The following is a 26,451-nucleotide window of genomic DNA, read 5'->3' as shown; positions in this document are numbered from 1 at the left end:
ATTTACGGACCTCAGTTTGTAAAAGGAATAAAAGGACCTCAACCTTGGACAAGTGTTATGCCAACCGGAGGAGTTTCACCAACAAAAGAAAACTTAACAGGTTGGTTTAATGCAGGTGTAACTTGTGTTGGAATGGGATCTCAATTAATTTCAAAAGAGATTTTAGCTAATAAAGATTATGCTAAACTAGAACAAGATGTTAAAAATGCAATAGCTTTAGTAAAAGAAGTAAGAGCATAATTATAATTATAATAAATAACTAACTAATATATGTCTGCAAATTACGCTCAAATAGACCCAATAGACAATTTAATTGTTGCTATTGATAATCTCCCAAAAGGTTTAAAAACGGTTATAAATGGTGAAGAAATCATTTTAAAAGAAAACATTAAAAGCAAACATAAATTTGCCGTAAAAGATTTCGCTGTTGGTGATGAAATTTTCATGTATGGTGTGTTGGTTGGTAAAGCTGTGCTTCCAATTCAACAAGGTGAAGCTATTACAACCGAAAACATTAAACATGCTTCTGCTGATTTTAATGATTCAAATGAAAAATTTGTTTGGACTGCTCCAGACACTTCTAATTTTGAAGGACGAACTTTTAACGGTTATCACCGTGAAGATGATAGCGTAGGAACTGGAAATTATTGGTTAGTTATTCCTTTAACTTTTTGTGAAAACAGAAATATTGATGTTTTAGAAGGTGCACTTTCTGAAAAATTAGGATACGAAACTAAAAAAGACTTTGCTGTGGATACTGATGCTTTAATCGCACAGTACAAAGCAGGTGCTTCAACTGAAGAAATATACGATACTCCAATTATTGCTACAAAAGAGGAAATAGCTAAAAACAGATTATTTCCAAATGTAGATGGTATTAAGTTTTTAAAACATGATGGTGGTTGCGGAGGAATTCGTCAAGATTCTGAAGTTCTATGTAACTTATTAGCTGGCTATATCTCAAACCCAAATGTTGCAGGTGCTACTATTTTTAGTTTAGGTTGCCAAAATGCACAAATTGAAATGCTTCAAAAAGCATTAAAAATCAAAGATCCAAACGGTTACAAAACAGTTCATTATTTAGAACAACAAAAAAGCGCAAGCGAAAGAGCTTTAATTGAAGAAGCAGTAAAACACACTTTCGTTGGTTTAGTTGAAGCAAATAAAGTAGAACGCAAACCTGCTCCATTAAGCAAACTAGTTTTAGGGTTAGAATGTGGTGGCTCTGATGGTTTTTCAGGTATTTCTGCAAATCCTTCATTAGGTTATGCAGCAGATTTATTAGCTGCACTTGGAGGTTCACCTGTTTTATCTGAATTTCCAGAATTAAACGGAGTTGAACAAAATATTATTAACAGATGTGTAAATGAAGAAGATGCTAAAAAATTCTCTTCATTGATGCGTTCTTACTCTGCAGCTGCAGTTGCTGTAGGTTCTGGATTTGAAGCTAATCCTTCTCCGGGAAACATTAAAGATGGTTTAATTACCGATGCAATGAAATCGGCAGGTGCCGCTAAAAAAGGTGGTACATCTCCAGTTGTTGAAGTATTAGACTATGCAGAAAAAATTACAAAACCAGGTTTAAACTTATTATGTACGCCTGGTAATGATGTTGAGAGTACTACCGGTTTAGCTGGTTCAGGTTGTAACGTTATTGTATTTACAACAGGTTTAGGTACACCAACAGGAAACCCTATTACACCTGTTTTAAAAATGTCTAGTAATACAGAATTGTATGAAAAAATGAATGACATTATTGATATTAATGCAGGAACGGTAATTACTGGTGAAGACACTATCCAAACAATGGGAGAAAAAATATTAGACCACGTTATTAGAGTGGCAAGTGGTGAAACTCCATCAAAAGCAGTAGTAAAAGGACACAACGATTTTATTCCTTGGAAAAGAGGAATTTCATTATAATAAATTTAAAAATGAAAAATTTAAATAGAACAACAGTAGAGGCAAACACTTATACTGAAAGAATTTTACAATTTGGCGAAGGAAACTTTTTAAGAGCCTTTGCAAACTGGATGATTCACGAAATGAACAAAAAAGCAGACTTTGATGCTGGAGTTGTAGTAGTACAACCAATTGATCAAGGTTTAGTTAAAATGTTAAACGATCAAGATGGTTTATACACTTTATACTTAAACGGAATTAAAAACGGCGAAGTTTTAAGTGAAAAAGAAGTTATTGATTGTATTACAAGAGGAATTAACCCTTACGAAAACAATGCTGATTATTTAGCAAATGCTGAAAACCCTGATTTACGTTTTATTATTTCTAATACAACTGAAGCTGGTATTTCTTACAATGCTAACGATAAATTAGATGATGCTCCTCAAAGTAGTTTCCCTGGGAAATTAACTGCTTTAATGTATAAAAGATTCCAAACTTTTGGAGGTGCTTCAGATAAAGGATTAATTGTAATTCCTTGTGAATTAATTGACCGTAACGGAGATAACTTAAAGAAAATTATCCTTCAATATGCTGCTGACTGGAATTTAGGTGACGAGTTTGTTGAATGGATTAATGAAGATAATATTTTCTGTAACACTTTAGTTGATAGAATTGTACCAGGTTACCCAAGAGATAAAATGGATGCTATTACAAAAGAGCTAGGTTATAAAGATAATTTAGTTGTTGAAGGTGAACAATTCCATTTATGGGTTATTGAAGGACCTGAATCTGTAAAAGATGAATTTCCTTCTGAAGCTTGTGGATTAAATGTTGTATTTACAGACAATATGGAACCTTACAGAACTCGTAAAGTGCGTATTTTAAATGGTGCTCACACTACCCTAGTTCCTGTTGGTTATTTATATGGAATTGATAGAGTTCGTGAATCTTTAGAAGATGAAGTTGTAGGTAAATTCTTAAAGAATGCTTTATTTAATGACATCTCTCCTACTCTAGATTTACCTGCTGAAGAATTAAGTCAGTTTTCTGCAGATGTTTTAGATCGTTTCAGAAACCCTTATTTAGCGCACGAATTAATGAGTATTTCATTAAATTCAGTTTCAAAATATAAAACAAGAGTTTTACCTTCAGTTTTAGAATTTGTAAAACGTAAAAATGAGTTACCTAAAAACTTATTATTCTCTTTAGCTGCTTTAATTGCTTTTTATAAAGGCGACAGAAACGGAACTGCAATTGCATTAAAAGATGATGCTGCTGTTTTAGATTTCTTTAAAGAAGCTTGGGCTAGTAATAATTTTGTTGAAGTTGCTGAAAAAACGTTATCAAATAAAGATTTCTGGGGAACAGATTTAACTGAAATTGATGGTCTTCAAGAAGAAGTTACAACACATTTAGAAGCAATTTTAAATAATGGAATGAAAGCGACTTTAGACGCTTTTGTAAAATAATTTCTACTATGATTATTGATTCACATCAACACTTTTGGAAATACGAACCTGTAAAACACGAATGGATTGACGATGATATGTCGGTAATTCGTAAAGATTTTATGCCTTCGGATTTACAAAAGGTATATGCTGAAAATGGAATTGATGGTTGTGTTGCTGTGCAAGCAGATCAAACATTAGAAGAAACAGATTTCCTTCTAGATTTAGCCGATAAAAACGATTTTATAAAAGGAATTGTTGGTTGGGTAGATTTAAGAGCTGAAAATATTGAAGAAGTGTTAGAAACATACAGCAAGTATCCAAAACTGAAAGGTTTTAGACACGTTGTACAAGGTGAACCTGATCATAACTTTTTATTACGTCCAGATTTTTTAAGAGGAATTGCCGCTTTAGAAAAGTATAATTTCACCTACGATATTTTAGTATTTCCACATCAATTGGGAGCTGTTTTGGAGTTAGTAAAAAGATTTCCAAATCAAAAATTTGTGATAGACCATATTGCTAAACCATATATTAAAGATGGTTTTTATGATGGTTGGGCAGCTTTAATGTTTGAAATTGGTAAATGCGATAATGTATATTGCAAACTTTCAGGTATGGTTACCGAAGCTGATTATACAACTTGGACGCCAGAACAAATTCTACCATATATGAAATTGGTTTACGCTTCTTTCGGTTGGAAAAGAATTATGTTCGGTTCAGATTGGCCAGTTTGTTTGGTTGCAGGAAATTATAAAAAAATAAAAGAATTAGTAACAGAATTTATAGCACAATTTAGTTCTACAGAACAAGCCTCAATTATGGGTGAAAATGCTACAATATTCTACAATATAAAATAAACAATGGACTTAAATTTAAAAGGAAAAGTAGTTGTTATTTCAGGTGCCGCAGGTATCAAAGGAAGTATCGGAGAAACAATTCTTCAACATTTAGCTGAAGAAGGTGCAGTTCCTGCAATTATTGACAGAAACGCAAGAGGTTTTGAATATGTAAAAGAACTTCAAGATAAAGGAATTGATGCAACCTTCTGCCAAACAGACGTTACAAATCCTGTTGAAATTGAAAACGCAGTTAAAACCATTACTGATAAGTACGGAAAAATTGATGCCGTAATTAACAATGTTGGTGTAAACGATGGCGTTGGATTAGATGCTTCTTATGATGAATTTATGAATTCATTAAAATTAAATATGGTAAGCTACTTTTTAGTTGTAAAACACTGTTTACCGTTTTTAAAAGCATCAAAAGGAAACATTTTAAACATTGGTTCTAAAGTTGGCTTAACTGGTCAAGGAGGAACTTCTGGATACGCTGCTTCAAAAGGTGGAGTTTTAGGTTTAACTAGAGAATGGGCTGTAGATTTAATTAAGTACGGTATTCGTTCTAACGCAATTATTATTGCTGAAAGTTGGACACCTGCATACGATGCTTGGATTAAAACTTTAGAAAATGGTGAAGAAAAATTAAAATCTATTGTAAAGAAAATTCCTTTAGAAAATAGAATGACAACACCCGATGAAATTGCTGATACTTGTTTATTCACAATTTCAGAAAAATCATCACATACAACAGGACAATTTATTACTGTTGACGGTGGTTACGTTCATTTAGACAGATCATTATTATCAGAATAAATCATTTGTTCTATTATTAAAGACAAAACATACTATAAATATGTTTTGTCTTTTCTATTTTGCACCTATAAAATAAGACAACCAAATTATAAATTAAACTTCATGAATAAACTAAAAAATATCCCAGTTGTTAGAAAGGAATTATTATTTCCTTTTATAATTATAACATCATTATTCGCTTTATGGGGAATAGCAAATGATTTAACAAATCCAATGGTATCTGCATTTAAAAAAGTAATGCCCGAACTTTCAAATGTTCAAGCATCTTTAGTACAATTTGCATTTTATTTTGGTTACTTTTTTATGGCCTTACCAGCTGCTTTATTCATTAGAAAATACAGCTATAAATCAGGAATTATACTTGGATTAGTCCTTTATGCTACTGGTGCTTTTTTATTCTACCCTGCAGCTGCGAACGAAGAGTTTAACTATTTCTTAATTTCATTATGGGTAATTACTTGCGGTTTAGCTTTCTTAGAAACAACATCAAACCCATTAATATTAATGATGGGTGATAAAGAAACTGCAACACAGCGTTTAAATTTAGCTCAAGCCTTCAACCCTATTGGATCATTATCTGGTATGATAATAGCTCAAGTATTTGTAATTGGAGCTTTACGTTCTGATGATTACACAACTGAAGCCTATAACGCACTTACTTCTGAAGAATTAGCTGCAATTAGAGAAAATGACCTTAGTGTTATTAGTGTTCCCTATATTGCATTAGGAGTATTGGTTTTGGCCATTATGGCAATTATAATAGTAACTAAAATGCCTAAAACTGCAGAGGAAGATAAAATGTCTTTATCTGAATCATTTAAAAAATTATTTGCTAATAAAAATTATATTTATGGTGTAATTGCTCAGGCATTTTATGTTGGCGCTCAAATTATGTGCTGGACATATATTTTTCAATATGTAGATAATATTAATGAAACCTATGGAATGGAATTAACCGCAACATATTTTAATGTAGCAGCAATGGTTTCCTTCTTAGTTGGAAGATGGATAGGTACCGCTTTAATGAAAACTATAAACCCTTCAAAACTACTTATGTTATTTGGAATAGGAGGCGTTATTTGTGCTGCCGGTGCAGTTGTTTTATCAGGAATGGCTGGTTTAATTTCATTAGTTGCTATTTCAGTATTTATGTCTATTATGTTCCCTACTATTTATGGTATCGCATTAAAAAATATGGGCGATGAAGCTAAAATTGGTTCTGCCGGATTGGTTATGGCAATTGTTGGTGGTGCTTTAATGCCAGTTTTACAAGGAAGTATTTTAGATTGGGGTGGATCAGGATTTTCAGATGTAAAGGTTTTAGGTTTTATTCCTGAAGTTAACTTCTCATTTATCTTACCTCTTATCTGTTTAGCTGTGGTTTCACTTTATGGATATACAACATTTAAATTATCTAAAAAATAAAAAATGAGTACAAAAAGATATTGTTATTCTTGTGATTTAAAAGACGACTCTAAATTAATTGCAGAATATAAAGAATACCACGCTGCTGGAAATGCGTGGCCAGAAATTACAAAAAGTATTAAAGATGCTGGAATTGTAGATATGGAAATTTACTTAACGGGAAACAGAATGTTTATGATAATGGAAGTTGATGAAACTTTTGACCCTGTTAAAAAAGCCGAAATGGATGCTAATAATCCAAAAGTTCAAGAATGGGAAAACCTAATGTGGGACTACCAACAAGAATTACCTTGGGCTAAAGATGGCGAAAAATGGATAGCCTTAGAACAAGTATTCAAACTAGGCTAATATTACTATAAAGCATAAAAAAGCCGATCTAAAATTTTAGATCGGCTTTTTTTATGTAAAAATAATTAATTGGCAATTAATTTCCTTTCGCGTAATCAGCTAAAAACTGCGCTAAACCACTATCAGTTAATGGGTGTTTTAACAATCCTGTGATTGAACTTAAAGGACCTGTCATAACATCTGAACCAATTTTTGCACAGTCAATTACGTGCATTGTATGACGAATTGAAGCTGCTAATATTTGGGTTTCAAATTCGTAGTTATCATAAATTTGTCTGATTTCAGAAATAAGGTGTAATCCATCTGTTGAAATATCATCTAAACGACCTAAAAATGGAGAAACGTAAGTTGCTCCAGCTTTTGCAGCTAACAATGCTTGTCCTGCCGAAAAAACTAAAGTTACGTTAGTTCTAATTCCTTTATCTGAAAAATATTTACACGCTTTTACACCATCTGCAATCATAGGTAATTTTACCACAATTTGTGGATGTAAAGCTGCTAAAGCTTCACCTTCTTTTACCATTCCATCAAAATCTGTAGCAATAACCTCCGCTGAAACATCACCTTCAACAATATTACAAATATCTACATAATGTTTTAAAATGTTTTCAGCTCCTGTAATTCCTTCTTTTGCCATTAATGATGGATTTGTTGTAACTCCATCTAAGATTCCTAAAGCCTGCGCTTCCTTAATCTGTTCTAAATTTGCGGTATCTATAAAAAATTTCATTGTTTCTATTTTTATTTTAATAATTCTATAACTTGATTAAACACATTTTCGCCTGTAAATCCGAATTTCTCATCCAACACTGTTGCCGGTGCTGAATATCCAAAATGATCCAATCCAAATACTTTTCCGTTGTTTCCAACCAAACCTTCTAAATTAACCGGTAAACCGGCTGTTAATCCAAATGCGGGTTTATTTGATGGAATAATACTTTCTTGATATGCTTTTGTTTGTAATCTAAAAATTCCTTCTGAAGGAACAGAAACTATTTTTGCTTTTATGTTTTCTCTTTCTGCTAATAATTTAGCTCCTTCAATTAAAGTTGCAACTTCCGACCCGTTTGCTATTAAAACAACATCCGGATTTTCAGTTCCTAAAACAGTATAACCTCCTTTTTCAGCCTCCAATGCTTCTTGATATCTTGATTCAGCAATTGCCGGTAAGTCTTTAATACCTTGACGAGATAAAATCAACCCTGTTGGTACTTTATTATTTTCCATTGCCATTTTCCAAGCTACATTTGTTTCTGCAGAATCCGCAGGACGTAATGCTGTAAAACAAGGATTTCCACTATGATTTTTTAATTTTTCTAACAATCTAATTTGGGCTTCTTGTTCTACTGGTTGATGCGTTGGTCCATCTTCTCCTACTCTAAATGCATCGTGCGTCCAAACATATTTCACCGGTAATTCTTGAATAGCACTCATTCTTATCGCTGGTTTCATATAATCTGAAAACACAAAGAATGTTGCTACTACTGGAATAACTCCACCGTGTAATGCAATACCATTTGCTATTGCTGCCATTGTTAATTCAGCAACACCTGCTTGTAAAAAGGCTCCGGAAAAATCGTTCTTTTTAATGGCTTGTGTTTGCTTTAAAAATCCATCTGTTTTATCACTGTTAGATAAATCGGCTGAAGAAACAATCATATTCTCTACATTTTGAGCTAAATAACCCAATACGTTTGCTGAAGCTGCTCTTGTTGCCAAACCTGGCTTATTAACTACAGATTCAAAATTTAAATCTGGTAATTTACCTGCTAAAAAGCCGTCAAGTTTAGCTGACAACTCCGGGTTTGAAGCTTTCCAAGCAGAAATTTCCGCTTTTTTTGTTGTTGCGGCTGCTTTTTTATTTTCTAAAAGTGATGCGTAAAATGCTTGAACATCTGCATATTTTGCAAATGGATCATTAACATCTGCACCTAAGTTTTTTAAGGTTTCATTAAAATCGGCTCCTGTATGTCCAATAGGTTGACCGTGAAGTTCACAATGTCCTTCCCAATTTGCGCCAGTTTCTGTAACACAACCTTTACCCATAATTGTTTTACCAATTATTAAGGTTGGTTTTTCTTGCTCATTATTGGCATCAGTTAATGCTTTTCTAATTTCATCATGATTATGACCATCAATAGTTACTACTTTCCAACCCCAAGCTTCGTATTTCTTTGCCGTGTCTTCAGAAGTTACTTCATCCGTCATTGTTGATAATTGTACATCATTTGCATCATAGAACATAATAAAATTGTTTAATCCCAAATGTCCTGCAATTCTTCCTGCGCCTTGTGAAATCTCTTCTTGAACTCCTCCATCCGAAATAAATCCATAAACTTTATGGTTCATCCAATCTCCAAAACGTGATGCTAAAAATTTAGCTGCAATAGCTGCTCCAACACCCATTGTATGACCTTGACCTAGTGGCCCTGAAGTATTTTCAATACCTCTTTCCACATCAACCTCTGGATGACCTGGAGTTACAGAACCCCATTGTCTAAAGTTTTTTATATCTTCTTTTTTATAATTACCCAATAAATAATACTGTGCGTATAATAAGGTTGATAAATGCCCTGCATCCATAAAGAATCGATCTCTAAATGGCCAAGACATATCACTTGGATCAAAATTTAAAAATTCTGAATATAAAATATGCATAAAGTCAGCTCCTCCCATTGGTCCACCAGGGTGTCCAGAATTTGCTTGCTCAACCATAGAAATGGCTAAAGCTCTAATATTATCTGCTGCTCTTAAATTAATGTTACTCATTTTTTTGTTATTTAATATATCTTGCTAAAATAGCGAATTAAGGTGGAATTCTATTTTTCCCAAATTTTTTCCATTTCCTCTAACGTTTTTCCCTTTGTTTCTGGAACAAATTTCCAAACTAGTATTGTTGCTAACACACCCATTACTCCATAAATCCAATATGCGAAACCGTGATTAAACGTTTCTAATAAATAAGTGTTTTTGTCCATCATTGGGAATGTCCAGGAGACTAGATAATTTGAAATCCATTGTGCTGCAACAGCAACCGCTAAAGCTCTCCCTCTAATTTTATTTGGAAAAATCTCTGACAACAACACCCAGCAAACCGGTCCCCAACTCATTGCAAAACTCGCTACGTAGATTAGCATAAAAATTAGCGCTCCCATTCCTACAGATTCCATAAAGAAAGTTGTACCCAAGGCAAACATTGCAAACGCCATTCCCAATGCTCCAATTATCATTAGCGGTTTTCTTCCAAATTTATCAACCGTCATAATAGCCAAAACGGTAAACAATAAATTTACGGCACCAACTATAATAGTCTGTAGCAATGCAGCATCTGTTCCTGACCCCATACTTTTAAAAATCTCAGGAGCGTAATACAACACTACATTAATTCCTACAAACTGTTGAAAGACCGAAAGTAATACTCCAATAACTATTACTGTAATCCCAAAAGAAAATAATTTTCCTGAATGACTTACTACTGTATTTTGAATTTCCGCTAAGATTTTTTTACCTTCTTCTAATCCATTTACTTTGATAAGAACATCTAAAGCCTTTTCAGGTTGCGATTTTAACACTAAAGATCTTGGTGTATCGGGAACAAAGAACAACATAATTAAAAATAATCCGGCAGGTATTGTTTCAGAAGCAAACATCCAACGCCAACCTACGGTATTCAACCAAGAATCATCCCCTTGTCTTGCTATATAATAGTTAACAAAATAAACTACAAGCATACCAAAAATAATGGCAAATTGATTCATTGAAACCAATTTACCTCTTATTTTTGCAGGTGCTATTTCTGCTATATAAAGTGGCGAAAGCATTGACGCTAATCCAACCCCAATACCACCAATAATTCTATATACAATAAAAATGTATATAAAAGTATGGTCCGCTTCTCCAACTGGCTTTAAAAGCATTTCAGGCATTGCTGATCCTAATGCAGAGAACAAAAATAATAATGCTGCAAGTATTAATCCATTTTTACGCCCTAACTTTTTGCTAATTAGCCCACCAGAAATACCCCCTATAATACAACCAATTAATGCACTGGAAACAACAAATCCCAGTCGGGCATTTGCTCCTAATTCATCCAATCCAAAAGGAAGAACAAAAAAACTTTCAAGTGAACTAACTGTACCGGAAATTACCGCTGTATCATACCCAAAGAGAAGCCCTCCTAGAGTTGCCACTATTGTTAGTTTTAATAAATAACTAGAATTTGTTGTTGCCGCCATAATTTTAAATATTATATATATTGGTTAATAATGTTTTCGAATAGTTCTTGCTTTCCACTAGTTGGAGTTAGTTCGCCATTTTCTTGAGCTATTTTGTACAAGTCTTCCATTGACAATTTTCCGTTCTCAAAGTCTTTACCTTTTCCAGCATCAAATGAAGCATAACGATTAGTTCTTAATTTTTCATAAGGAGATGAAGTGATAATTTTATCTGCAATTAATAATGCTCTAGCAAATGTATCAGCTCCTCCAATATGTGCATGGAATACATCCTCTAAATCTGTTGAATTTCTTCTGATTTTTGCATCAAAATTAATTCCTCCTCCTTGTAATCCTCCTGCTTTTAAGAAAACTAACATTGCTTCTGTAGTTTCTTGAATATTATTTGGGAACTGATCTGTATCCCATCCGTTTTGGTAATCTCCTCGGTTTGCATCTAAACTTCCTAACATTCCTGCTTTTGCAGCAACTTCTAATTCGTGTTGGAATGTATGTTGTGCTAATGTTGCGTGGTTTACTTCAATATTCATTTTGAAATCTTTGTCTAAACCATATTCTTTTAAAAATCCAATTGCTGTAGCTGAATCGAAATCATATTGGTGCTTCATTGGCTCCATTGGTTTTGGCTCAATAAAGAAGTTTCCTTTAAATCCTTGCGCTCTTGCGTAATCTCTTGCCATTCCTAAAAAGCGTCCCATATGGTCTAACTCACGTCCCATATCTGTGTTTAGTAAAGACATATAACCTTCTCTACCTCCCCAGAATACGTAGTTTTCACCACCCATTGCTATGGTTGCATCTAAAGCTAATTTTATTTGCCCTCCTGCACGCGCTACAACATCAAAATCTGGATTGGTTGAAGCTCCATTCATATAACGTGGGTTTGAAAAACAGTTAGCTGTTCCCCATAATAATTTAACTCCACTTTCAGCTTGTTTACCTTTAATATACTCTGTAATAGTAGCTAATCTTGCTTCTGATTCTGCAAATGTTGCTCCTTCTTGAATTAAATCATAATCGTGGAAACAGAAATAATCGAATCCCATTTTTGTAATAAATTCAAATGCTGCATCGGCTTTGTCTTTAGCCGCTTGAATTGGATCTGATGATTTATCCCACTCAAAACTTTGTGTTCCTGGTCCAAAAGGATCTCCTCCTTGTCCGCAGAATGTATGCCAGTATGCTACCGCAAATTTAAAATGCTCACGCATTGTTTTTCCTGCTACAACTTGTTCTGGATTGTAATATTTAAATGCTAATGGATTGTCTGATTCTTTTCCTTCAAACTTAATTTCTCCAATTCCTTTGTAGTACTCTTTACTTCCTATAAGTGCCATTTTATTCTAATTTTTTATGTGTTATTTTTTATTTATAAAGTTTTTCTAAATCTTGTTTCCAATCTTGGTAAGCATCCTCATACATTTTTTTGTCTTTTAATGGATGATACGTCATTACGTGTTCATTGTCTGAAAAAGCATCGTTTAATGTTTTAAAATCTCCTGTGCTAACTCCTGCGGCTCTTGCTGCCCCCACAGCTCCTGTTGTATCAATAATATTAATATCGGTTCCCACTAATGTTGCAATGGTGTTTGAAAATATTTCTGAACGGAATAAATTATCGTTTCCTGCTCTTATGGCCGATAAATCAACGCCATCGTTTTTTAAAATTTCTATTCCATACACAAAACTAAAAGCAATGCCTTCTAAAGATGCTCTTAATAAATGTGCTTTGTTATGTTTATTGAAATTTAAATTAAAAGTGCTTGCTCCTGTGTTTTGACTATTTAGCATACGTTCTGCTCCGTTTCCAAATGGCAATATTCTTAAACCATCGGATCCTACAGGAATAGATGCCGCCAAATTATTCATATCATTATATGAATCTTCAGTAGCAACTACATTTTGTTTCATCCAGCTATATTGGATTCCTGCTCCATTGATACATAGTAATTTACCTATTCTTGGTGCTTCAGTTGTATAATTTACGTGTGCAAAATTGTTGATTCTAGAACTTTCTTTTGTGTTTGTACTATCGGTAATTGCATATACAACTCCTGAAGTTCCTCCTGTTGCAGCAATTTCACCTGGGTGAAAAGCGTTTAATGACAATGCATTGTTTGGTTGATCTCCTGCTCTATACAAAACTGGGATTCCTTCTGGTAAACCTATTTCTTCTGCAACTTTTTTACTAACCGTTCCTTGATTTGAAAATGTTGGAACAATGGTTGGAATTACATCGGTTGAAATTCCCATATAATCAAACAACCAATCTGCTAGTTTATTTTGTTTGAAATCCCACATAATTCCTTCTGAAAGTCCAGAAATTGTAGTGGTAGCTTCACCTGTTAATTTCATTGCTATAAAATCTCCTGGCAATAATAACTTATCTACTTTTTCAAATATTTCAGGTTCGTTTTCCTTTACCCATTTTAATTTTGAAAGTGTAAAGTTTCCTGGTGAATTTAAAAGATTAGATACACATTTATCTTCTCCTACTCCAATAAAAGCTTCGTTTCCAATTGCTACTGCTCTGCTATCACACCAAATAATGGATGGACGTAAAACTTCTTGGTTTTTATCAACCACAACCATTCCGTGCATTTGATAAGCTATTCCAATTCCCTTTACTTGTTTCGACAAAATTCCAGTTTGAGCTAATAACTTTTTAGTTACTTCACCAATGTTTTTCCACCATAAATTTGGATCTTGTTCTGCCCAACCTATTTGCTCGGCTACTATCGCCATTTCAGCTTCTGGGTATTGTGTAACTCCTACCGATTTTCCTGTACTCGACTCAATCAAAGCTGCTTTGACTGATGAACTTCCTAAATCAAATCCTATATAATAATACATAATTTTATAATGATTCTCTAACTATTAATTTTGTTGGTATATAATGTTGCATTGGCTCATCTTTTGTAATAAATTCAGCGGCCTTTGTTCCTAATTCTTTAAAATCTGTTGAAACCACAGAAATTCCTTTGTATATAAATTTTTTCATTGGAGTTTCGTTATAGGATAAAAAACCAACATCAACCCCTGGTTCAAAATTCTTTTCGCGACATTGCTCTAGAAATACCCCTAAAACTCGATCACTTACACTTATATAAGCAATCTCTTTTTCTATATTGAATTCTTTAGAATTTTTTAGAATTTTATATTTAAACTTATATTTTCTACAAAATTTCTTAAAAAACTTAATTGTTTCAATAGGATGATTTGTATATTCTGGATATAAAAAATTGATTTCTTTATATTTTTTAAACGATGTTACAGCAACTTTCAATGATTCGTAAAAAGCATTCCCAAAATCCTGAAACAAATAATTATTATCTGGTGTACAATGAATATTCCAGTCGATTAATAATAATTTTTCATTTGAAATTTTCGAAATAATGAATGGAACTTCTGCATGATCAAAATTCATCACAATATACTTGTAATACTGGCCTTGACTATTATTTAGTATTGTTTTAAAATTATCAATATTATAATGATGAAATTGAACATCAGTTACAACGTTATCGGGTAAATTATTTATAAATGAATGATACAAAACCTCTTTATAAGCCTTGAAAGTATCCAATACTAAAAGTACTTTTCTAGTATCATCAGCTACATAATATCCTTTATTTGGAACCGCATCAATAATACCTTGGTCTTTTAAAATTGAATATGCTTTAAAAACCGTATCTCTAGATACTTTATTGGATTTACAAATTTTATTTACCGAAGGCAGAGCATCACCAACTAATAGATGTTTTTTAGAAATACCATTGGTTATACTATTAACTATTTGTTGATATTTTGGAATATCACTTTTGTGGTTAATAGTTAATGTGAAAATTGTCGAACCCATATCGTACTGTTCTGTTCCGGTAGGTAAAAATATATAACATTTCTTATATTACCAAATTTCACATCTATTTTAATTATAAACACCTGTTAATAATTAAACTTTCATCATAAAAAATGAACTAATTCTTAATAATTTTAAGGTTTTTGACTGTGTTTGAAGTTTTTACAGACAAAATATACACACCAAACCTAAAAACGAAGAATTTTAATTCATCAACATCATCTCTAGTTATAACAAGGTTATAATCTTCAGATTTCAAGTTTTTAATTTTTCAATTCAGAAGAAAAATCATAGGTTCAATTGATTCCATTCCCAGTAATAGCAAGCTTAAAATCTTTGGTTTCTTAAGGAGAAATTTTAATAATTCCATTTTTTGCTCCTAGACAAGAATTTGATTTTGCACTTATAGTTTTTTTTTAACAAAATCCTCAACTTCAGACTCCTCTTTAATTATAAAAAGCCCGGAATAAGAATACCTTCCCTTTTCAACAGTAGCCCATATTTAACCATTCGCTTTTTCTTTGCCCAATCTTCATCACCAATATTTCTAATAGTACAACCTGTTAAAAACCTACATATTAAATTTCCATTGGAATTTTCACCTTTAACTCCACTTAGTAACAATAACATAAACCCTCTATCAATTATAGATTCATTTGGTTTAAAATTTATGACGAACAAAAAAAAAGAGAATCTAAATTATAGATTCTCTTTTAAGAAATTTTGTGACCCCGGCAGGATTCAAACCTGCAACCGCTGGAGCCGAAATCCAGTGCGCTATTCAGTTGCGCCACGAGGCCTATTTTATTAAGACAACAATTGTTTTACTACCACTGAAATTGCTTTACCATCTGCTTTACCCGCCAGTTGTTTAGAAGCCATTCCCATTACTTTACCCATATCTTTCATTGATGAAGCTCCAACTTTTTTTATTATTTCTGCAATAAAATTTTTCAATTCTTCTTCACCTAATTGTTTTGGTAAAAACTGCGCAATAATTTCAACTTGTGCCAATTCTGGATCTGCCAAATCCTCCCTGCCTTGCTCTTTATACAACGCTGCACTATCTTTTCTTTGCTTAACTAATTTTTGCACAATTTTTATCTCTTCTTCAGCTGTTAATTCTTCCGAAGCTCCACTTTTTGTTTTAGCTAACAATAGTTCCGATTTTATTGCTCTTAATGATTCTAAAGCAACAGCATCTTTCGATTTCATTGCTTCTTTTAATTTTACCATTATTTTTTGCTGTAAACTCATAATTATATTATTTGACTGCGAAGATAAAAAAAAAGAACCCGAAAATCTCTAAATATTATAAAGATTTCCAGGTCCAAAACTTAGAATATAAATCTAAGGGTTCCAGTCTTTGGGCAATATTTTTAATCTACATTATCATGTAAAAATGAATTATTTGATCTAAATTTTATATCATCATTATCATCTATATCTAAAGTTGTTCTAGATTGACTATTTTCTGATGAATGAGCAGTCTCATCTAATTGAACTCCCATACGCTTGTAAGCAGGTTCTTTTTCAATTTCATCAATATTTTGATTTACTTTGTTTACAAACTTGTAATTAAAGTTTTTCATTTTCTCTCTTCTTTCGGCTGCTCTTGCTTGTAACTCTGCAATAGTTAAATCGAGAGGAGAAACTTCTTTATGATCAATTACTATTTGTTCATTAATATCAATCTCGTTTTTACTTTCCTCAACCTCTGCACGCAATGTAATTTGCAACTCTTCTTGAACCTTTTTTTCAGGTTTTTCAACATCTTTTTTAGTTGCCTGTGTTAAGTTCTGTTCAAGTTCTGTATAATCTTCAAGAGTGAAATAAACGTCCTCTTCTTTCTTAATAGGCTGATCAACCTCTACAACTTTATGATCTACAACCTCAATTTCTTCTACCTTAATCTTAGGTTCTTCAACTTTAGGTTTATTTTTTAATTGAGAAATTGGAATATCAAATGTAAATTCAATTTGCTTCTCTTCAACTTCCATTGGTTTTTCTTCAACCACCTCATTCATTGGAGTTATAACAAAATCGTCTTCATTTATTTTTTCTTCAGAAATCTCTTCATAAACAACGTCTATATTTTTAATAAATTCGGTAGTTGGAATAATTTTAAAATCATCCTCTTCTTCCTCTCCTAAATCAAATACAATTTTCTCTTCTTCTTCTGGAATACTTTCTATTTCCGAAGCAACTTCTGGCTTTTGAATTGTTTTTGTTAATTTTTTATCTGCAAAATCAAATGAAGCTTCTTGCTCTTCTCCTAAAGTGTGAATAATTTTCTTTGCCTCAGTATTCGAAATTTCATGTTGTTGATCTTTATTAAAACCCGTTGCTACAATTGTAACAGCAATAGCATCTCCTAATTTTTCATCTTCTCCAACACCCATTATAATATTAACGTCAGACTTAGCTTCGGCCTGAATAAAATCGTTAATTTCTCCAATTTCATCAATTGTAATTTCTTCGGTTCCAGAAACAATTAGAAGTAACACATTTTTAGCTCCCATTATTTTATTATCATTTAATAAGGGAGAATCTAAGGCTTTTGAAATTGCTTCTTCAGACCTGTTTTGTCCAGATGCCGTAGCCGAGCCCATAATTGCGGTACCACTATTCGAAAGTACTGTTTTAGCATCTTTTAAATCAATATTTTGAGTGTAATGATGTGTAATTACCTCTGCAATTCCTCTAGATGCAGTTGATAATACTTCATCTGCTTTTGAGAAACCAGCTTTAAATCCTAAATTCCCATAAACTTCACGTAATTTATTATTGTTAATTACAACTAAAGAATCTACATACTGACGCAAACGCTCTATTCCTTTTTGAGCTTGATCATTTCTCATTTTTCCTTCAAAAGAAAAAGGAATTGTAACAATACCAATTGTTAATAAATCTAATTCTCGTGCAACCTTTGCAATTATTGGAGCTGCACCAGTTCCTGTTCCTCCACCCATTCCAACATTTATAAACACCATTTTTGAGTTAGAAGATAACATATCCTTAATTTCCTGAATACTTTCCATTGCAGCCTGTTCACCAACTTCTGGGTTGGCACCCGCTCCCAAACCTTCGGTTAAGGAAACTCCCAATTGAATTTTGGTTGGAATAGGGCTATTTTGCAATGCCTGAGCATCGGTATTACAAATAACAAAATCAACTCCGTTAATTCCCTGAGAGTACATATGGTTTACGGCATTACTACCTCCGCCACCTACTCCAATGACTTTTATTACGTTTGATTGATTCTTTGGTAAATCGAATGAAATGTTGCTAAAATCTGAACTGCTCATAATATGACTTTTTGGTGTTATTGGTCTTTTTCTTTTTAATTTATTCTGCGTTGTCTAAAAAATCTCTAAACTTATCTCCCCATTTCTCAAAAATGGATTTTTTAGGCTCTTTGAATTCCTCTGGTTTTTCTTCTACTTCATTTTCTACTTCATTCTTATTTTCAACTTGCTCTTCTGTAATTTGTTGTTGAGCAATTTTTTCTTTTTGTTTATCTAGCCTATTTAATCCATTCATTAATAACCCAACAGCCGTTGCATATTGCGGACTTGAAAGGCTTTCGTCTGAATCTCCTGCTAAATTTTCATTTGGATATCCTATTCTTGTATCCATTCCTGTAATATACTCTACAAGCTGTTTTAAATGCTTTAGTTGTGCTCCTCCTCCCGTTAAAACTATTCCGGCTATTAATTTTTTCTTTGGTTCCTCGTGTCCATAGTTTTTTATTTCTAAAAAAACTTGTTCTATAATTTCGACTACACGAGCATGGATAATTCTTGAAAGATTTTTAAGGGTAATTTCCTTTGGATCTCTTCCTCGCAATCCAGGAATTGATACAATTTCATTGTCCTTATTTTCTCCTGGCCAAGCAGATCCAAATTTTGTTTTAAGCAATTCTGCTTGTTTTTCAATTATTGAACATCCTTCCTTAATGTCTTCAGTTATAACATTCCCTCCAAAAGGGATAACTGCTGTATGACGAATAATTCCATTTTTAAAAATTGCTAAATCCGTTGTTCCTCCACCAATATCAATTAAAGCTACACCTGCTTCTTTTTCTTCATTACTTAATACTGCTTCTGCAGACGCCAAAGGTTCTAGAGTTATTCCTGCTAAATTTAAACCAGCGCTTTTAATACAACGCCCTATATTTCTTATTGATGAAACCTGGCCAACAACTACATGAAAATTGGCTTCCAATCTACCTCCATACATTCCAACTGGCTCAGTAATTTCTGCTTGTCCATCAACCTTAAACTCTTGCGGTAATACGTGAATAATTTCTTCACCTGGAAGCATAACTAATTTATGCACTTGCTTTTCAAGTTTATCTAGATCGTCATCGCTAATTACTTCTTCAGAATTAGCTCTAGTAATGTAATCACTATGTTGTAAACTTCTAATGTGTTGACCTGCAATACCAACAACAGCCTCCTTTATTGCGATACCAGAAACCGCTATAGCTTCATCAACTGCCATTTGTATGGACTGTATGGTTTGAGTTATATTATTTACAACTCCTCTATGCACTCCCAAACTTTTGGCTTTTCCTGTACCGAGTAATTCAATCTTCCCATATTCATTTCTACGACCTATCATAGCAACAATTTTTGTTGTTCCTATATCTAATCCAACTGAAATATCATTATGTTCCATACCTTACTTTTTTGTGCAAACAACCTGGTTGTTGTATTTTAAATTTATTGATGTATAACTATCTATAGTTTTATCTGTCATGGTTTTATTAAAAAAGGCTTTTAAGTTTTTAAATTTTGAATCTAAATTCTCAATTTCGCCTATTTCAATTTCCTGTTCTCCAACTCGCATACTTAAAACATACTCGTTGTTAGCTGTTTTTCGACCTCCAATTATTTGTTTTTTCAAAAAATCATCGCTTAAAATTTTTGAAACCAACACATAAATTTGAGCAATATCATTATCATTAATATCTCCAGAAATTAACATAACTCTGGCCGAGTGATTATTTGATAATGGCATTTTTTTTGCCTGTTTATCAATATAATAACTTCTATTATTAGATATGACTCTTGCTATTGGAGTTCGTTGTTTTATTACAGTTTTCAACAAACCATCAACCGTTAAAAAAACCGATGCGTTTTCCACCATTGAATGTGATCGCACATTATTTTCCAGTTTTTGTAAATCTATAACAGTTTTTGCTTCATTTTTAACCGACTTTCCATTTTGTATTAACAATTTATTAACCATTTCATAATTCATAAAAAGGTTATCTCCTTGCTTAAATTCCACGTTAATATCCGTTACTTTTTTACCACTATGTTTATGATGAGCAAACCCATATAAAAACACTACTAAACCCAGTAGAAATAAGCCCTTTATGTAATTCCAATTAATTTTCAATTGTTAAACTATTTTTAATTGATTCTACCATTTCTCCAATGTCACCTGCTCCTATTACAACGACAATTTCCGATTTCGATTTTAATATATTTTCTACTAAATTTTCTTTAGAAGATATTTGTTTATTTTTAATAGATATTTTCTCTAGTAACCAATTAGAATTAACATCTTTTATTGGCAATTCTCTTGCAGGGTAAATATCGAGTAATATTAATTCATTAAACCTAGATAAACTCTTAGCAAAGTCATTAATAAAATCTCTTGTTCTGCTATATAAATGTGGTTGAAACACACCTAAAACCTTTTTATTTGGGTACATTTCTTTTACAGAATCAACTACTGCATTTATTTCTGTTGGATGATGCGCATAATCATCAATTAAAACTAAATTTGGAGTGTTAATTTTATATGAAAAACGTCTTTTTATTCCCTTAAATGAAAGTAAAGCTTTAGCAATGACAGGTAATGTTATACCGTAACTATTTGCCATTGCCAAAGCTGCCACCGCATTTAGCACATTATGTTTTCCTGGTAAATATATCTTCGCATTTTTAAAATCTTCAATAGGTGTTTTAACATCAAAAATATACGCTCCATTTTCTATTCTAATATTGTAAGCGTCAAAATCGGCTCCTTCTTCCAAACCAAAAGTTTGCCCTTTAATTGGAAGTCCTTTTTTTACTATTAATTTGTCTGAAACTTTATTTGCAAATTCTTTAAATGATTTTTCTAATTCAGAATGCTCACCGTAAATATCCAAATGATCTGCATCCATTGAGGTAATGCAAGCAATATTTGGAGAGAGCTTTAAAAACGATCGATCAAATTCATCGGCTTCAACAACGGAAACCTCATCACCTCCAAGAATTAAATTTGAATTATAATTTTCAGAAATACCTCCTAAAAAAGAAGTTGATTTCACATTGGCTTCTTTTAAAATATGCCCTAAAATTGTTGATGTAGTTGTTTTACCATGAGTTCCTGCAACGGCTAAACAAATTGTATTTTTAGTTATTTCGCCTAAAATTTCTGAACGCTTTAGAACTTTAAAATTATTATCTATAAAATAATTTAACTCTTTATGGTTGTTTGGAATTGCTGGAGTATAAACAACAATTGTTTGTTCTTTATTTTTAAATGATTCGGGAATAAAATCTATTGAATCTTCAAAATGAATTACAATCCCTTTGTTTTGTAAATTAGTAGTGATTTCGCTAGGTGTTTTGTCGTATCCAGCGACATTTTTCCCACAACTATTAAAATAAATGGCAATAGCACTCATTCCGATTCCTCCGACTCCAACAAAATAAACGTTATGTATATTATTTAAATTCAACTAACTAATAATTAATTTTTCAATTTCTTTTACAATATCCTTTGTTGCATTTGGCAACGCCAATTTCTTTATGTTTTTACTTAATTTTTCGCTCAAAATTTCGTCATTAATCAATTCAGAAAACATAGTTTTAAACATTTCTAATTCCGACTCCCTTAATAATAATGCCGCATTTTTATTTACCACAGATAAGGCATTTTTTGTTTGGTGATCTTCGGCAACATTTGGCGACGGAATAAAAATTACTGGTTTACCAACAATGCATAATTCGGAAATTGAACTAGCTCCTGCTCTACTTATTAAAATATCCGCAGCTGCATAAGTTAAGTCCATTCTATTTAAAAAAGCATATGTTTTCACACCTTCTAAATCATCATATTTTTTAAACTCTTCATAATATAATTTCCCCGTTTGCCAAATAACCTGAATTTCATTTTCAACTAACCATTTAATATGCTTTTCAATTAAATTATTAACGGCACGTGCTCCTAAACTCCCTCCAATTATAACTAAGGTTTTTTTAGCTGAATTCAATCCAAAAAATGAAATAGCTTCGTCTCTTAAATTATCGACTTTTAACAAATCTTGACGAACTGGATTACCTGTTTTAATAATCTTATCCGATGGGAAAAAGCGTTCAAGACCTTCATAAGCAACACATATTTTATTGGCTTTTTTACTAAGTAATTTATTTGTAATTCCTGGATATGAATTTTGCTCCTGAATTAATGTTTTTACGCCCTTTATACTTGCTGCATAAAGTGTTGGTCCACTTGCAAATCCACCAGTTCCAATTACCACAGTTGGTTTAAACTTTTTTATAATTTTAAAAGCATTCCACAAACTACTCAATAATTTAAATGGAAAGGCCAAGTTTTTTAATGTTAATTTTCTTTGTAGTCCAGAAATCCATAAACCTTCTATTTCATAACCAGCTTGCGGTACTTTCTCCATTTCCATTCTATCCTTAGCTCCAACAAATAAAAATTTTGCATTAGGGTATTTTTCCTTTAGCTCATTAGCTATTGAAACAGCCGGATAAATGTGACCTCCGGTACCACCACCACTCAATATTATGTTAATCGATTGCTTCATGTAAAATATCTAAAGGATTTTCTTCAGTTTCTGAATTTATAATTTTCTCTTTATCGGCTGTTACACTTAAAATAATTCCTATTGCAAAACATGTCATCCAAATGGATGTTCCTCCACTACTTATTAATGGCAATGTTTGGCCAGTTACTGGAAATAAATTTACCGCTACAGCCATATTAATAATTGCTTGAAAAATAATAGGTAAGCCAACTCCAATTATTAGTAAAGTTGCAAATATTGTTGTTGCTTTTTTTGCAGCTACTAAAATTCTAAATAGCAATAAAAAATACATTAAAATTACTGTTAGTGCTCCAAATATTAATCCATACTCTTCTACTATAATTGCAAAAATAAAATCGGATGATGATTGCGGTAAAAAGTTTTTTTGAACACTTTTTCCTGGGCCACGTCCTTGCAAACCTCCACTTGCTATTGCTATTTTGGCTTTTTCTACCTGATAGCCCTCTTCAGCATTTTTATCTGAAAAGTTTTCTATTCTACTAATCCAAGTATCAACACGGTTTGGCATTACGTTAGGAAATGCTTTTGCTGTTAGAATAAACAAAGCCAAGGCAACAATTCCTAAACCTAAAATTGAAGCCAAGTATTTAAATGGGTACCCACCAATAAATGTTAACAACAAAATCATAGTAAATATTATGGCTGTTGTTGAAAAGTTTGCTGGTAAAATAAATGCTAAAGTAACCGCAACGGGCAACCACAATTGCCACAAACTTTCTTTAAAAATTATTATTTTATCTTTATTTCTAGCTAAATATCTTGAAACATAAACCATTAGCACTAAGCCTGCCAATGTAGATGTTTGAAATCCGATTCCAATAATTGGAATCTGAATCCATCTACTTGCGTTGGCACCTCCAATTGTTGTTCCTTTAGCCAATGTAACAATTAATAAAACAATTACTATTGGTAACATTAAAACCGATCCTCCACTAAAAAAACGATATGGTATTTTATGAACTCCGTATATAATTAAAAAACCAAAAAAAAGTAGCACTACATGTTTAATTAGGTGATATGTTGTTGTTCCTGAATTTGCAACATACACTAAATTTGTACTTGCACTATATACAGGCATAAATGACAAAATAGCCATAAATCCTACAATAGCCCAAATAGTGCGATCTCCTTCAATATTTTTTAATATACTTTTCATTTATAGCTCTCTTACAGCCTTTTTAAATTGATTACCTCTATCTTCGTAATTTTCAAATAAATCAAAACTTGCACAAGCTGGAGATAATAAAACAGTATCTCCTTTTTCAGCAATTTTATACGCAACCTTAACAGCTTCTTCGGCTCCTGCTGTTTCAACAATTAGATCAACTACATTATTAAATGTTTGAATTATTTTCTTATTTTCAACACCCAAACAAATAATTGCTTTCACTTTCTCTCTAACCATTGGCATTAAATCCAAATAATCATTTCCTTTATCCACACCACCTACAATCCAAACTGTAGGAGTTTTTACACTATCAAGTGCATAATATGTTGCATTAACATTTGTCGCTTTCGAATCATTAATGTAATGCACACCATTTATTTTCAAAACAGGTTCAAGTCTATGTTCTGCACCTTCAAAATCTTCCAAACTTTCTCTAATTAAGTCTTTTCTAACCTTTAATAACGAGGCAGTCATGGCTGCTGCCATTGCATTTTTTGTATTATGTTTACCCTTTAATGCTAAAGTTGATATACCCATTATTGTTTCTTCGTTTTTATATTTTATTATTATGTTTTTATCTTTTATATAGGCTCCTTGCTTTACTTTTTTTGTTAATGAAAAAGGCAGCAAAGTCGCTTTCACTTTATTTTTACTCAAATATTTTATAATCTCTTCATCATCAGCATCATAAATCAAAAAATCATTTTCTGTCTGATTTTCGGTTATTCTAAATTTAGAATTGATGTAATTTTCATACTTATACTCATATCTATCCAAATGATCTGGAGAAATGTTTGTGATTATCGCTATATGTGGCGCAAACTTTTCGATGCCATCTAATTGAAAACTACTCAGTTCCAATACATGAATATCAAAATGATGTTCCGCAACTTGTTCTGCAAAACTTTCTCCAATATTTCCTCCCATTCCAACGTTTAAATTGGCTTGAGTTAGAATATGATTCACCAACATTGTTGTGGTTGTTTTACCATTTGAACCCGTTATACCTACTATTATTCCGTTCGTATATTTAGATGCAAACTCAATCTCTGAAATTACTCGAATACCTTTTTGTTTTAACTCAACTATTAAAGGAGCTTTGTCTGGTATTCCTGGACTTTTCATAACCACATCCGAATCAAATATTTTGGCTTCAGTATGTATTCCTTCTTCAAAAGAAATATTATTATTTAAAAGAACTTTTTTATATTTTTCAGCAATTGTACCTTTATCCGAAACAAAAACTTTATATCCTTTTTGTTTACCCAAAATAGCAGTTCCTACACCGCTTTCTCCCGCTCCAAGCACAACTAGCTTCATTTATCTCAACTTTAATGTTACTATTGTAAACACAGCCAACATAATACCAACAATCCAAAATCGAGTTACAATTTTACTCTCATGATAGCCCGATTTTTGATAATGATGATGTAACGGTGACATTTTAAAAATTCGCCTTCCTTCACCAAATCTTTTTTTTGTATATTTAAAATAACTTACTTGCATAATCACAGATAAATTTTCAATTAAAAATATTCCTGCCAAAATTGGAATTAACAACTCTTTTCTAACCGATATGGCCAATACTGCAATTATTCCTCCTATTGTTAAACTTCCGGTATCACCCATAAACACTTGTGCCGGATACGTATTATACCATAAAAACCCAACTAAAGCACCTACAAAACCCGCAATAAAAATGGTCATTTCTCCAGAGTTTGGTATATACATAACATCTAAATAATCTGCAAAAATGATATTTCCAGACACCCAAGCAAAAATCCCCAAAGTGAGCACAATTATTGCTGAAGTCCCAGCCGCCAAACCATCTATTCCATCAGTTAAATTTGCTCCATTTGAAACCGCTGTTATAATAAATATTACAATTGGTATAAATAACAACCAAGCATAATCTCTTAAACCATCTCCAATCCAATCAAAAGCTGCTGCATAATCGAGTTCGTTATTTTTTAAAAACGGAATGGTTGTTTTAGTCGATTTCTCAGCCTCTCCAAATAAAACTGGAACACCTTCTTCTGTAACATATTGCAATTTTTCTGGTAGTTTTTCCTTCATTGTTACATCTGGATGAAAAAATAACATAGCTCCTACAAACAATCCAAGAGTTACTTGACCCAACACTTTAAACCTTCCTTTTAAACCATCTTTATTTTTCTTGAATATTTTTATATAATCATCTACAAATCCAATAGCCCCCATCCAAACTGTTGTAACTAATAAAATTATGATATAAACATTATCTAATTTAGATAATAATAATACCGGAATTAAAGTTGCCAGAATAATGATAACTCCACCCATTGTAGGAGTTCCTGCTTTTTCAACTTGACCATCTAACCCTAAATCTCTTACAGACTCACCAACTTGCTTACGCTGTAAAAAACTAATTATCTGTTTTCCATATATAGTAGAAATTAACAAAGATCCAATAAAAGCCAACGCTGAACGAAAAGAGATATACTGAAACAATCCTGCTCCTGCTAAATCGTACTGTCTTTCTAAAAAATCAAATAAATAATATAACATCTC

General features: G+C 32.3%; 22 protein-coding genes, 1 tRNA gene and 1 pseudogene. 7 read left to right on the top strand and 17 right to left on the bottom strand.

Features of this window, described 5'->3' with window-relative positions; translation table 11 throughout:
* The 7 genes and pseudogenes from Q0776_RS06980 to Q0776_RS06950 form a co-directional block, all read left to right on the top strand.
* A pseudogene (locus Q0776_RS06980) lies at positions 1 to 240 on the top strand (bifunctional 4-hydroxy-2-oxoglutarate aldolase/2-dehydro-3-deoxy-phosphogluconate aldolase); the annotation flags it as partial.
* Positions 241 to 270: 30 nt separating this feature from the next.
* Positions 271 to 1,923, top strand: a complete 1,653-nt coding sequence (locus Q0776_RS06975) for an altronate dehydratase family protein (protein ID WP_298366379.1) — start codon at positions 271 to 273, stop codon at positions 1,921 to 1,923.
* Positions 1,924 to 1,934: 11 nt separating this feature from the next.
* Positions 1,935 to 3,371 carry a tagaturonate reductase gene (locus tag Q0776_RS06970; protein WP_298366377.1) on the top strand — a complete coding sequence of 479 codons (1,437 nt, stop codon included), beginning with the start codon at positions 1,935 to 1,937 and terminating at the stop codon, positions 3,369 to 3,371.
* Between the two features lie 8 nt (positions 3,372 to 3,379).
* Positions 3,380 to 4,210: an amidohydrolase family protein gene (locus tag Q0776_RS06965; protein WP_298366375.1), complete on the top strand. Its 831-nt coding sequence runs from the start codon at positions 3,380 to 3,382 to the stop codon at positions 4,208 to 4,210.
* A 3-nt stretch (positions 4,211 to 4,213) separates the two neighbouring features.
* Positions 4,214 to 5,005 (top strand): SDR family oxidoreductase, encoded by a 792-nt coding sequence (locus Q0776_RS06960; RefSeq protein WP_298366373.1) that lies wholly within the window; start codon positions 4,214 to 4,216, stop codon positions 5,003 to 5,005.
* A 102-nt stretch (positions 5,006 to 5,107) separates the two neighbouring features.
* Entirely contained in the window at positions 5,108 to 6,430 is a 1,323-nt protein-coding gene (gene fucP / locus Q0776_RS06955) for an L-fucose:H+ symporter permease (RefSeq protein WP_298366371.1), read from the top strand.
* 3 nt (positions 6,431 to 6,433) lie between these two features.
* On the top strand, positions 6,434 to 6,778 hold the full coding sequence (locus Q0776_RS06950) for an L-rhamnose mutarotase (RefSeq protein WP_298366369.1): 345 nt from the start codon (positions 6,434 to 6,436) through the stop codon (positions 6,776 to 6,778).
* Between the two features lie 76 nt (positions 6,779 to 6,854).
* On the opposite strand, the gene fsa is transcribed toward Q0776_RS06950, so the two are convergent.
* From fsa to mraY, 17 genes are all read right to left on the bottom strand, one after another.
* A complete protein-coding gene (gene fsa, locus Q0776_RS06945) occupies positions 6,855 to 7,508 on the bottom strand; it encodes a fructose-6-phosphate aldolase (RefSeq protein WP_298366367.1) in 654 nt (217 codons plus the stop codon).
* Between the two features lie 11 nt (positions 7,509 to 7,519).
* Positions 7,520 to 9,547, bottom strand: a complete 2,028-nt coding sequence (locus Q0776_RS06940; protein ID WP_298366365.1) for a transketolase — start codon at positions 9,545 to 9,547, stop codon at positions 7,520 to 7,522.
* 50 nt (positions 9,548 to 9,597) lie between these two features.
* Complete coding sequence (gene xylE, locus Q0776_RS06935) at positions 9,598 to 11,013, bottom strand: D-xylose transporter XylE (protein WP_298366363.1); 1,416 nt, start codon at positions 11,011 to 11,013, stop codon at positions 9,598 to 9,600.
* A gap of 11 nt (positions 11,014 to 11,024) precedes the next feature.
* Positions 11,025 to 12,350 carry a xylose isomerase gene (xylA, locus tag Q0776_RS06930; protein ID WP_298366361.1) on the bottom strand — a complete coding sequence of 442 codons (1,326 nt, stop codon included), beginning with the start codon at positions 12,348 to 12,350 and terminating at the stop codon, positions 11,025 to 11,027.
* Between the two features lie 28 nt (positions 12,351 to 12,378).
* Positions 12,379 to 13,866: an FGGY family carbohydrate kinase gene (locus tag Q0776_RS06925; RefSeq protein WP_298366359.1), complete on the bottom strand. Its 1,488-nt coding sequence runs from the start codon at positions 13,864 to 13,866 to the stop codon at positions 12,379 to 12,381.
* A gap of 4 nt (positions 13,867 to 13,870) precedes the next feature.
* Positions 13,871 to 14,872, bottom strand: a complete 1,002-nt coding sequence (locus Q0776_RS06920; protein ID WP_298366357.1) for a GntR family transcriptional regulator — start codon at positions 14,870 to 14,872, stop codon at positions 13,871 to 13,873.
* Between the two features lie 450 nt (positions 14,873 to 15,322).
* Positions 15,323 to 15,502, bottom strand: a complete 180-nt coding sequence (locus Q0776_RS06915) for a hypothetical protein (protein WP_298366355.1) — start codon at positions 15,500 to 15,502, stop codon at positions 15,323 to 15,325.
* Positions 15,503 to 15,598: 96 nt separating this feature from the next.
* Positions 15,599 to 15,672 (bottom strand) — tRNA-Arg (locus Q0776_RS06910).
* A gap of 7 nt (positions 15,673 to 15,679) precedes the next feature.
* The gene (locus Q0776_RS06905; protein WP_298366353.1) at positions 15,680 to 16,129 is read right to left on the bottom strand and encodes a GatB/YqeY domain-containing protein; all 450 of its coding nucleotides are present in this window, start codon (positions 16,127 to 16,129) and stop codon (positions 15,680 to 15,682) included.
* Between the two features lie 122 nt (positions 16,130 to 16,251).
* Positions 16,252 to 18,180, bottom strand: coding sequence for a cell division protein FtsZ (ftsZ, locus tag Q0776_RS06900; RefSeq protein ID WP_298366351.1), 1,929 nt, complete (start codon positions 18,178 to 18,180; stop codon positions 16,252 to 16,254).
* Between the two features lie 40 nt (positions 18,181 to 18,220).
* On the bottom strand, positions 18,221 to 19,555 hold the full coding sequence (gene ftsA, locus Q0776_RS06895; protein WP_298366349.1) for a cell division protein FtsA: 1,335 nt from the start codon (positions 19,553 to 19,555) through the stop codon (positions 18,221 to 18,223).
* Between the two features lie 3 nt (positions 19,556 to 19,558).
* Complete coding sequence (locus Q0776_RS06890; protein WP_298366347.1) at positions 19,559 to 20,281, bottom strand: cell division protein FtsQ; 723 nt, start codon at positions 20,279 to 20,281, stop codon at positions 19,559 to 19,561.
* On the bottom strand, positions 20,271 to 21,617 hold the full coding sequence (gene murC, locus Q0776_RS06885; RefSeq protein WP_298366345.1) for a UDP-N-acetylmuramate--L-alanine ligase: 1,347 nt from the start codon (positions 21,615 to 21,617) through the stop codon (positions 20,271 to 20,273). Before murC ends, Q0776_RS06890 begins: the two co-directional genes overlap by 11 nt.
* Positions 21,618 to 22,712, bottom strand: a complete 1,095-nt coding sequence (gene murG / locus Q0776_RS06880) for an undecaprenyldiphospho-muramoylpentapeptide beta-N-acetylglucosaminyltransferase (protein ID WP_298366343.1) — start codon at positions 22,710 to 22,712, stop codon at positions 21,618 to 21,620.
* Positions 22,696 to 23,889 carry an FtsW/RodA/SpoVE family cell cycle protein gene (locus Q0776_RS06875; RefSeq protein WP_298366341.1) on the bottom strand — a complete coding sequence of 398 codons (1,194 nt, stop codon included), beginning with the start codon at positions 23,887 to 23,889 and terminating at the stop codon, positions 22,696 to 22,698. The genes murG and Q0776_RS06875 overlap by 17 nt, the downstream gene beginning before the upstream one ends.
* Positions 23,890 to 25,221: a UDP-N-acetylmuramoyl-L-alanine--D-glutamate ligase gene (gene murD / locus Q0776_RS06870; RefSeq protein WP_298366339.1), complete on the bottom strand. Its 1,332-nt coding sequence runs from the start codon at positions 25,219 to 25,221 to the stop codon at positions 23,890 to 23,892. It lies immediately after the preceding gene.
* On the bottom strand, positions 25,222 to 26,448 hold the full coding sequence (mraY, locus tag Q0776_RS06865) for a phospho-N-acetylmuramoyl-pentapeptide-transferase (protein WP_298366337.1): 1,227 nt from the start codon (positions 26,446 to 26,448) through the stop codon (positions 25,222 to 25,224).
* Positions 26,449 to 26,451: the final 3 nt, after the last annotated feature.

It is taken from the genome of uncultured Lutibacter sp., from assembly GCF_947495725.1.
Taxonomy (GTDB): Bacteria; Bacteroidota; Bacteroidia; order Flavobacteriales; family Flavobacteriaceae; genus Lutibacter.
The sequence above is the reverse complement of the archived record's forward strand: the minus strand, read 5'-3'. Positions and strand labels throughout refer to the sequence as shown.

Coding starts and splice junctions, on each gene's coding strand:
- Q0776_RS06975 (WP_298366379.1), top strand. CDS start 271: ATGTCTGCAAATTACGCTCAAATAGACCCAATAGACAATTTAATTGTT.
- Q0776_RS06970 (WP_298366377.1), top strand. CDS start 1,935: ATGAAAAATTTAAATAGAACAACAGTAGAGGCAAACACTTATACTGAA.
- Q0776_RS06965 (WP_298366375.1), top strand. CDS start 3,380: ATGATTATTGATTCACATCAACACTTTTGGAAATACGAACCTGTAAAA.
- Q0776_RS06960 (WP_298366373.1), top strand. CDS start 4,214: ATGGACTTAAATTTAAAAGGAAAAGTAGTTGTTATTTCAGGTGCCGCA.
- fucP (WP_298366371.1), top strand. CDS start 5,108: ATGAATAAACTAAAAAATATCCCAGTTGTTAGAAAGGAATTATTATTT.
- Q0776_RS06950 (WP_298366369.1), top strand. CDS start 6,434: ATGAGTACAAAAAGATATTGTTATTCTTGTGATTTAAAAGACGACTCT.
- fsa (WP_298366367.1), bottom strand. CDS start 7,508: ATGAAATTTTTTATAGATACCGCAAATTTAGAACAGATTAAGGAAGCG.
- Q0776_RS06940 (WP_298366365.1), bottom strand. CDS start 9,547: ATGAGTAACATTAATTTAAGAGCAGCAGATAATATTAGAGCTTTAGCC.
- xylE (WP_298366363.1), bottom strand. CDS start 11,013: ATGGCGGCAACAACAAATTCTAGTTATTTATTAAAACTAACAATAGTG.
- xylA (WP_298366361.1), bottom strand. CDS start 12,350: ATGGCACTTATAGGAAGTAAAGAGTACTACAAAGGAATTGGAGAAATT.
- Q0776_RS06925 (WP_298366359.1), bottom strand. CDS start 13,866: ATGTATTATTATATAGGATTTGATTTAGGAAGTTCATCAGTCAAAGCA.
- Q0776_RS06920 (WP_298366357.1), bottom strand. CDS start 14,872: ATGGGTTCGACAATTTTCACATTAACTATTAACCACAAAAGTGATATT.
- Q0776_RS06915 (WP_298366355.1), bottom strand. CDS start 15,502: ATGTTATTGTTACTAAGTGGAGTTAAAGGTGAAAATTCCAATGGAAAT.
- Q0776_RS06905 (WP_298366353.1), bottom strand. CDS start 16,129: ATGAGTTTACAGCAAAAAATAATGGTAAAATTAAAAGAAGCAATGAAA.
- ftsZ (WP_298366351.1), bottom strand. CDS start 18,180: ATGAGCAGTTCAGATTTTAGCAACATTTCATTCGATTTACCAAAGAAT.
- ftsA (WP_298366349.1), bottom strand. CDS start 19,555: ATGGAACATAATGATATTTCAGTTGGATTAGATATAGGAACAACAAAA.
- murG (WP_298366343.1), bottom strand. CDS start 22,712: ATGAAGCAATCGATTAACATAATATTGAGTGGTGGTGGTACCGGAGGT.
- Q0776_RS06875 (WP_298366341.1), bottom strand. CDS start 23,889: ATGAAAAGTATATTAAAAAATATTGAAGGAGATCGCACTATTTGGGCT.
- murD (WP_298366339.1), bottom strand. CDS start 25,221: ATGAAGCTAGTTGTGCTTGGAGCGGGAGAAAGCGGTGTAGGAACTGCT.
- mraY (WP_298366337.1), bottom strand. CDS start 26,448: ATGTTATATTATTTATTTGATTTTTTAGAAAGACAGTACGATTTAGCA.